We start from the raw sequence: 4,647 nt of genomic DNA, 5'->3' as shown, positions 1-4,647 counted from the left end.
GGCTGGAACACCTTCTTTGCGCCGGCCAGCATGCCCAAGGCCAAGGCCGAACGCCTGGCCGCCACCATCCGCGAGGTCATGCAGGATGCGGACACGCAGCGCAAGTTCAAGGACGCCGGCATGACGCCGGTGGTGAGCACGCAGGCCCAGACCGCGGCGATGCTCAAGGCCTACAAGGCGCAATGGGCGCCCGTGGTGCAAAAGTCCGGCTACCAGCCCTGACCTTTCCAAAAGACATGACCAGACCCAACATCATCTTCATCGTGGCCGACGACCTCGGCTATGCCGACCTCGGCTGCTACGGCGGCCGCGATGCCGCCTTCGGCCCCGTGTCGCCCGTGCTCGACGACCTGGCGGCCAACGGGCTGAAGCTCACGCAGGGCTACTCGAACTCGCCCGTGTGCTCGCCCACGCGCTTTGCGATGATCACCGCGCGCTACCAGTACCGCCTGCGCGGCGCGGCCGAGGAACCCATCAACAGCAAGAGCCGCGGCAGCACCACGCTCGGCCTGCCGACCGACCATCCCACGCTGCCTTCGCTGCTGAAGGCCGGCGGCTACCAGACCGCGCTCATCGGCAAGTGGCACCTGGGCTATCCGCCCACCTTCGGGCCGCTGCGCTCGGGCTACGACGAGTTCTTCGGGCCGATGTCGGGCGGCGTCGACTACTTCACGCATTGCGACTCCACCGGCCGCCACGACCTGTGGTTCGGCGAGGAAGACAAGCAGGAAGAGGGCTACCTCACCGACATCCTTTCGAAGCGCGCCGTCGACTACGTGGAGCGCATGGCAAAGCAGGACGCGCCCTTCTTCCTGAGCCTGCACTACACCGCGCCGCACTGGCCCTGGGAAACGCGGGACGACGCCGACAAGGCGCCGCTCGTGAAGGACAACTTGTTCGACCTGGCCGGCGGCAACATCCACGTGTACCGCCGCATGATCCATCACATGGACGAAGGCATCGGCTGGATCATGGCCGCGCTGCGCAAGCACGGCATGGCCGACAACACGCTGGTGGTGTTCACCAGCGACAACGGCGGCGAGCGCTTCTCCGACAACTGGCCGCTGGTGGGCGGCAAGATGGACCTGACCGAAGGCGGCATCCGCGTGCCATGGATCGCGCACTGGCCCGCGGTGATTGCCAAGGGCGGCGAGAGCCGGCAGCTGTGCATGACCATGGACTGGTCCGCCACCATGCTCGATGCGGCCGGCGTCAAGGCCGATGCGGACTACCCGCTGGACGGCGTGTCGCTGATGCCCGTGCTGAAGGACGCCAGGCACAGCTTCCGCCGTCCGCTGCACTGGCGCATGAACCACCGCGACCAGCAGGCCATGCGCGACGGCGACTGGAAGTACCTGAAGGTCGACGGCAACGAGTACCTCTTCAACATTCCGGCCGACGAGCGCGAGCGCGCGAACCTGGGCAAGAAGGAGCCGCAGCGGCTCGCGGCCATGCGGGAAGACTGGCTGGCCTGGAACGCAACCATGCCCGCGATTCCGGAGGATGCGACCGTGAGCCTGGGCTACTCGGTCAAGGACATGCCGCAGCGCTGAACCCAGGCGAGGGAACGGGCGGACCCGCCGCCGCGTCCCTTCGCCGATCCTTCACCTGTTCACGCCAAGCGAGGCCCTGCGAGCAGAAGCGGCCAGCTCAGACGCGGAGGCAGCGCCCGCCTCCAGCGAACACCATGCGGCTGCGGGCTTGCCCGCCTCGAGCGAACACCATGCCGCTGTGGGCTTGCCCGCCTCCAGCGAACACCATGCGGCTGCAGGCTTGCCCGCCTCCAGCGAGCACCATGCGGGCGCATCCTTGCCCGGCGCGTATCGGGCTGCGGCCGCCGGCTCGCCGAATTCCTCGGCGGTCAGGCGCTGCATCTCCAGGAAGGCCGCCTGCAGCGCCTTGGCGTCTTCCTCGCCGCGCAGGCCGAGGTACGGAAAGTGGTGCAGGAAGTAGCCGAAAGTGGTTTCGCAATCGGCTGCGTACTTTCTCGTGTCGAGGATGTGCATGTGCCAGAAGCGGTCGACGTCCTGCTCGGGAGCGAGCGTCAGCTCGGGGTGCCTGGCGTGCAGTATCAGGTAGCGTTTGTAGGCCACCTCCATCTGGTCCGCATAGCCGGCCGACCAGCCGTAGCCGTCCTCTTTGCGGCAGGCCTTGAACTTGATCGGCGTGAGGTCGATCGCCTCGATGGCGGCGATCGTCTGCTCCAGTGTCTTGCGCTGGGTGGAATGGATCATGAATGCTCCTGTGAAGTTGCGGGAAGGTCCGAGCGAACGTGCCCGGTGACGATTGCTTCAGGAGCTCGGCCGTCAGGCCGCCTCCGATGGAGCAAACTGGTTGCGCAGGTGACGCGCCATGAAATTGCGCACCTCGTCGGAAGGCACGGGCTTGCACAGCCAATAGCCCTGGGCCTCGTCGCAACCGTGGCTGCGCAGGTAATCGAGCTGGGCCGTGGTCTCGATGCCCTCGGCGACCACTTTCATCCGCAGCCCGTGGGCCAGGGTGATGATGCCGTCGATGAGCGCCCGCGCGTCGGCGTCCTGCGACAGGTCGTTGATGAAGGAGCGGTCGATCTTGACCGTCGACAGCGGGAAGTGCTTGAGGTAGGAGAGCGAGGAATAGCCCGTTCCGAAATCGTCGATGGCGAGGCCGACGCCCATGTCCCGGATCGCCCTGAGCAACGTCGCCGCATGCTCGGGGTTCGCCATCACCGCGCCTTCGGTGATCTCCAGCTCCAGCAGCGACGGCTCCAGCCCCGAGGCTTCCAGGACGGCCTGGATGTCGGCGATGAGCGTGCGGCTTTCGAATTGGCGCGGCGATAGATTGACGCTCATCAACACCTTCGGCAAACCGTATTTCTGCCACGAACGCGAATCGGCGCAAGCCCTCTCCAGCGCCCATTTGCCCAAGGACACGATCAGGCCGAGCTCTTCGGCGATTGGAATGAACTGCACCGGCGGGATCATGCCCAGGATCGGATGGTGCCAGCGCATCAGCGCCTCGACACCGACGATTCGCTGGGTCTGCAGATCCATCTTCGGCTGGTAGTGCATTTCGAGCTCGCCACGCTCCAAGGCATGGCGCAGCGCGCTTTCGAGCATCAGCTGTTCGGTATTCTGCGCATTCATCTTCGCGGCGTAGAACCGGAAGGTGTTGCGGCCTCTTTCCTTGGCCCGGTACATCGCCGTATCGGCATTCTTCAAGAGCGCTTCGGCGTCTGCGCCGTTGTCCGGATAGATGCTCACGCCGACGCTGGCGCTGACGTGCAGTTCGCGCCCCGCGAGGAAGAAAGGCTCGGCGCAGCAGGCCAGCACTTTTTCGGCGAGCCCCGCGGCATCGTTTGCGCTGGACAGGTTCTCCAGGAGCAGCACGAACTCATCGCCACCGAAACGCGCCACGACATCCGCCTCGCGCAGCAGCGCCGTGAGGCGCTCGCCGCAGATCTTGATCATCTCGTCGCCCACGCCGTGGCCCAGCGTGTCGTTGATGTGCTTGAAGCGATCCAGGTCGACGAATATCACCGCGAACTGCTTTTGATGGCGGTTGCTGCGCTTGATGGCGCGAGCAAGCTCGTGTTGCAGCGCAGCGCGGTTGAACAGCCCGGTCAGTCCATCGTGGCTGGCCATGAAACGAAGGCTTCTCTCCGCCTGCTTGCGCTGCTTGTACTGGGCGATCTGCAAGGCGATCACACGCAGCGACTCCTGCGTCTGGGCGTCGACGGCGTACGGATTGGAGCCAAGGAGCTCCAGCGCCGTGATCGAATCGGTCACGGCCATCGGCACGACGACGCCGACGGCCAGCCCGGCCTCGCGGGCCATCGCATCGCGCGCGAAATGGCCCGGAGCCGCCAGCACGTCGATCTGCACGATGCCGCCGGTTTTCCAGGCGCGGCCCAGCGAGCCTTCGTCGGCCCGGTATTCGAACGACCGGCTGTCGGAGGCGAATTGCCGCACCGCCGGGGGAATGTGGTCGGCATGCCAGGCGGCGGCGCAGCGAACCACGCCGTCCTCGCCAACGCTCCACAACGCGCCGCAGTCCCAGCGCAGGTCGGTGCACAGGGCTTCCAGCGCTTGGGTGATCACCGTCTCGGCCCTGCCATCGCCGGCAAGCAGCCGGGCAATCCTGTATTCGAGCCCCTGGCGCAACGCATCCTTGCGCGGCCGCGTGGCGTCGCGCACGGTGCCGCGCACCATCGTCTTTCCGTCTTCTTCGGCCGACTGCGCGATGACGTGGAGCCAGCGCTCGGTGCCGTCGGGCAGGCACAGGTGATGCTCGAATTCGCTGCGTTCCATGGACCGGGAGGCCTGCGCGATCTGCTGTTCGACCGCGGGGCGTTCTGCGGCCGGAACACGCGAGAGCAGCGCGGGCAGCTCCGGCCGCAAGTGGCCGGCCTCGAAGCCCAGGATGCGCCGGGCTTCTTCGGAGCACTGCAGGGCTCCGGTTTCGGGATCGAGGATCCAGCTGCCCAGGCTTGCCAGGTGCTGCGCCTCCTCCAGCTGCCGTTCGCTCGTGCGCAGGTGGCGGGTCATCTCGTTCGCCAGGATCTGGGCTCGGCTGCGTGCGGTGGTCAACGAAAAGACGATGCCGGCAAGCAGCATGCTGGTGGCCAGGCCGCCGACGACGATGAACCACGGGATCGCCTTGTCGAGC

Annotated in this window: 3 protein-coding genes and 1 pseudogene; 2 read left to right on the top strand and 2 right to left on the bottom strand. The window is 66.4% G+C overall.

Features of this window, described 5'->3' with window-relative positions:
- Together AC1DOC_RS20005 and AC1DOC_RS20000 are read left to right on the top strand one after the other, a co-directional pair.
- Positions 1-222 (top strand): annotated as a pseudogene (locus tag AC1DOC_RS20005) (ABC transporter substrate-binding protein); the annotation flags it as partial.
- A gap of 14 nt (positions 223-236) precedes the next feature.
- Positions 237-1,553 carry a sulfatase family protein gene (locus AC1DOC_RS20000; protein WP_478080987.1) on the top strand — a complete coding sequence of 439 codons (1,317 nt, stop codon included), beginning with the start codon at positions 237-239 and terminating at the stop codon, positions 1,551-1,553.
- A 51-nt stretch (positions 1,554-1,604) separates the two neighbouring features.
- Here the strand turns inward: AC1DOC_RS20000 and AC1DOC_RS19995 are convergent, their stop codons facing one another.
- Positions 1,605-2,234, bottom strand: a complete 630-nt coding sequence (locus AC1DOC_RS19995; protein WP_278874969.1) for a glycine-rich domain-containing protein — start codon at positions 2,232-2,234, stop codon at positions 1,605-1,607.
- Between the two features lie 72 nt (positions 2,235-2,306).
- Positions 2,307-4,595, bottom strand: coding sequence for a putative bifunctional diguanylate cyclase/phosphodiesterase (locus tag AC1DOC_RS19990; protein WP_478130352.1), 2,289 nt, complete (start codon positions 4,593-4,595; stop codon positions 2,307-2,309).
- Positions 4,596-4,647: the final 52 nt, after the last annotated feature.

The sequence above is a fragment of the Variovorax sp. 01T439_2 genome (assembly GCF_056398445.1).
Note: the sequence above shows the minus strand (reverse complement) of the source record. Positions and strands in the feature narration are given on the sequence as shown.